The following is a 3,878-nucleotide window of genomic DNA, read 5'->3' as shown; positions in this document are numbered from 1 at the left end:
CTTCCAGTCTTGCATCTCTTTCTATCGTGTAAGCCATATTGGAGGCCTGTTGTAAACCTGCCACGTTGAGGTTAAATTTCATTTGATGTGCCAGCATATATAGGGGTTGCCAATCCTTTTCCGATGCCAGGTTATTCATTTCTGAGAATTTTTTGGGGATATTGTCGAGTAAATCTTCCAGCAAGATTTTTACATGCGCCTTTTCACCAGACATCATGTTATACACGGTGGAAAAATTAAGCGCGGTGGCGGCTGGCGTTTCAGGATCTGTTTTTGTTACAATTTCAGGTACCTCTTCTCCCAGTCCTTTTAGTATTTTATGAAAGAGATTTTCGCGTTCAAAAGGTTTGGAAATATAATCGTTCATCCCGGCCTCGAGGCAACGTTCTCTTTCTCCTTTTAATGCGGAAGCTGTCATGGCAATGATGCAGGTTTTAATTCCTTTTTTGCGTATGGCCTGCGTGGTTTGATAGCCGTCCATGCCGGGCATTTGAATGTCCATGATGATACAATCGTAGGTTTTATAATCCACCATTTCCAGCGCAGCTTTGCCGCTGTTCACCACATCTGTTCTGGCGCCGGCATTGCGCAGGGTGTGAAACACTACTTGTTGGTTGATGTCGTTATCTTCTACCACCAGTACCATTTTGCCTTGTAATGGCTTGTCTATATGAACCAGGTTTCCTTTTTCATCTTTCTCTCTTATTTCCCCATTATTTCGGGTAAATGGTAGTTCAAAGTAAAAGCAGGCGCCTTCGTCCAGCTGACTATCTACCGTGATAAAACCGTGTTGCAGTTCGATGAGTTCTTTGCTGATGGCGAGTCCCAGGCCGGTGCCGCCAAATTTGCGGGCATTATCTGTATGTGTTTGTGAAAAACTTTCAAAGATGAGGTCATGTTGTTCCGGTGCAATGCCGATACCGGTATCTTTTATTTCAAAGCCTAATTTGAGGGTAGACAGTTCTTTGTTTTCCGCCACCAGGGATACTTTCATCATTACTTTTCCGTGATGGGTAAACTTGATGGCATTTTCCACGAGATTGGTCAGTATCTGGTTCAGTCGTACTTCGTCGCCCAGCAGGTAGGTGGGTATGGCGTTATCTATTTCATCAAAAAAGGACAATCCTTTTTGTTGTGCCTGGAGTTTGAGTGGGAACAGGGCATTGTCGATGACTTCATACACATCAAACGGTTCGTGCTGCAGGTGTAGTTTGCCGGCTTTTATTTTGGAAAAGTCGAGTATTTCATTGATGATAACCAGCAGGCGATTGGCGGAGGTTTTAATGGCGCCGGTATATTCCAGTTGAGAGGGTGTGAGTTGCTGTTGTTGCATGAGCAGGTTGGTCATACCGATGATACCGTTCATGGGCGTACGAATTTCGTGACTCATGTTGGCGAGGAACATTTCCTGTGCATTAATGGCTTCCTGTGCCAATGTGTTGGCATTTTCAACTGCTTTAATGTAATTAGCTTTTTCTGTAAAGTCCTGCCCTATGCCGCAGATACCGATCATTTCTCCTTCTGTATTGCGTAGTGGGAATTTTGTGATGAGAAAATGATATTCTGTACCGTTTACGGTGATGGTATCTTCTACTTTGACCCTGGCCTTTGTGGCCAGTACTTCCTTGTCCAGCTGGGCGTAGCGGGCTACCCAATCGTAGGATAGTTCTGCATCTGTTTTGCCGATGATATCTTTTTTGTCGACGCCCATGATTTCAGTAAAGCGGTTATTGACCAGCAGGTATTTGCCCGGCATGTCTTTTATAAACATCATGGAGGGCATGTAGTCTAAAATAGCGTCGAGGCGTTGTTGGAGGTACCTGGGCCTGTCGTCGTTTCTTTTTTCTTTGTCAATATCCCGCACTACGCATTGAAATTCTTTCACCCGGCCATCGTCGCCATAGATGAGGGATACCATTTGTTCTACCCATTTTTTGGTGCCTGATTTGGTGATGATTTCAAATTCCTGGAAGGTATAGTCATCGCCGGTTTTCACCTGGTTCATATAGAATTCTTCCAGTCTGCGGTGGGTATCTGCATCGAGGAACAGGGAATAGTGTTTGCCTATCAGTTCTGCGGCGGAGTAGCCGGTCATTTCGGCGGCGCGTTTGCTGACGGAGGTAAAGATGCCGTCTATCTGAGATTTGAACAGGATAAGTTCGGTTTCTTCAGCGAGCTGCATAAACGACTGTTCTCTTTTATAGAGGCGGTTTGTCCTGATTTTTAATTTCAGGAATAGCCGGTAGATGTAGCGGGATTCGCCTAATAAAAGAATGAGGGTAAAGAGGCTGATGATGATGGTGGTCCAGAAGGAATACCGGGTATATTGATTGTCTTTGTCTACGCGGGCAACGAGTTTACGCCGGTTGATGCGGATATATTCGTTTACCTGTTCCCGTATATTACTCCTTAATAGGGTTCCTTTTTCCGCTGTAATGAGTTGTTTGGCGACGGCGGGCTGGGAAGCTGCCAGGGAAAGTACTTGTTGGTTATAGGCTATTTTTTCATCGAGGGTGGTTTGCAAAGCAGCCACTATTCTCTGGCAGGCGGTATCTCCTTCCTGGCTAACCAGAATGTTTGCCAGCATGGTTTTGATGCTATCTGGCAAGAGATAGCCTGCAGCCGGCATGGTGGTTTGATCCATCAGCAGCATATCCCGGATGTAATTGGTGTAGTTATTGTCCAGCAGGGAAACGGTTCTGACTTGATCGATCTGCAGGTTGGTTTGCACCATTAGTTCTGCGGCGCTTTTACTTCTTTTTTGTACCATCCAGGCATAATATACAAATCCTGTGAGTGCCATGAAGACCACCAAAACAAGTACTAAAACCGTATTTACAATTTTTTTCATGCGTAGTTTTTCAACGACTCATTAAAAGCATTGGCAGGGGTTATGACCTTAGTGATGGATTATTTATTCAAATTAGGAATTTTTGCGGCAATATTGTTGTTCATCTTGTTCAGTATGAATATGGGGATCAGGAAAAGATTATAGGGGGGCAATATCACTTTTTCTGTAACTTTCGCACCGGGGATGTATAATACGGAACATGTTTTTGCAATATTTTAACCAATTGTGTTACAATCATTCCATTATATTTGCCTAATATTCTTTTTCCTAAGTATGTATATTATATGAAGAAAATAATTTTTACCCTTGGTCTGATAGCTGTTTCTATTGGAGTTTTCGCGCAGGATGGTGGCTCACCGATGAATAAAGCGGTTAATAAGGTTACCCATTCCAACGATTTTTTGATGATACAGTTATCTTACGATGGCTGGGCGGGCGCACCAGATAGTATTAAGTCCGGCCTGAACAGAGGTTTTAATGTTGCATTGATGTACGACTTTCCGTTTAAGAAGTCCAAATTGAGCATGGCAGCTGGTTTAGGCGTGAGTACCAGCGGTATTTATCTGAAAGATCACTACCTGGATATACAGGGTGAAAAGGTGAAAAACCAGGTTTCCTTCCCTACTACTACCAACAAAAAGAATAAAGTAGCCACTACCTACCTGGAAATTCCGATTGAATTACGGTATCGTAGTGTGCCGGATAATGCCAATAAAGGTTTCAAGGCCGCTATTGGTGTGAAAGTAGGCGCTCTGGTGGATGCACATACGAAAGAAAAATACACTGGTGCCAATGGCAGCAAGAATATTGACAAGGACGCCAACCGCGGATTCTTTAACCCATGGCGCTTTGCAGCGACTGCCCGTGTAGGGTATGGTAACTTCGCATTGTTTGGTGCTTATTCCCTGAATCCATTGTTAAAAGACAATAGCAGCGGAAATCTGGATATCAGACCTTATTCAATAGGCATCTGCCTGAGTGGATTGTAATAAAGCATAAAGCTGAAGGCATAAAGCAAAAAGCTATT

At 43.8% G+C, this 3,878-nt stretch carries 2 protein-coding genes; one reads left to right on the top strand and one right to left on the bottom strand.

Annotated features, from left to right (window positions below; translation table 11 throughout):
• A partial coding sequence (locus tag VIP81_RS19070) for a PAS domain S-box protein (protein WP_331964642.1) occupies positions 1 to 2,851 on the bottom strand: 2,851 nt, incomplete at its 3' end.
• 284 nt (positions 2,852 to 3,135) lie between these two features.
• On the opposite strand from VIP81_RS19070, the gene VIP81_RS19065 reads away from it, so the two are divergent.
• Positions 3,136 to 3,840: a porin family protein gene (locus tag VIP81_RS19065; protein WP_331964639.1), complete on the top strand. Its 705-nt coding sequence runs from the start codon at positions 3,136 to 3,138 to the stop codon at positions 3,838 to 3,840.
• Positions 3,841 to 3,878: the final 38 nt, after the last annotated feature.

This window comes from Chitinophaga sp. (assembly GCF_036566945.1).
GTDB lineage: Bacteria > Bacteroidota > Bacteroidia > Chitinophagales > Chitinophagaceae > Chitinophaga.
The sequence above is the reverse complement of the archived record's forward strand: the minus strand, read 5'-3'. Positions and strand labels throughout refer to the sequence as shown.

Excerpts from the sequence above, each read along its gene's own strand:
- VIP81_RS19065 (WP_331964639.1), top strand. The coding sequence starts at position 3,136 with ATGAAGAAAATAATTTTTACCCTTGGTCTGATAGCTGTTTCTATTGGA.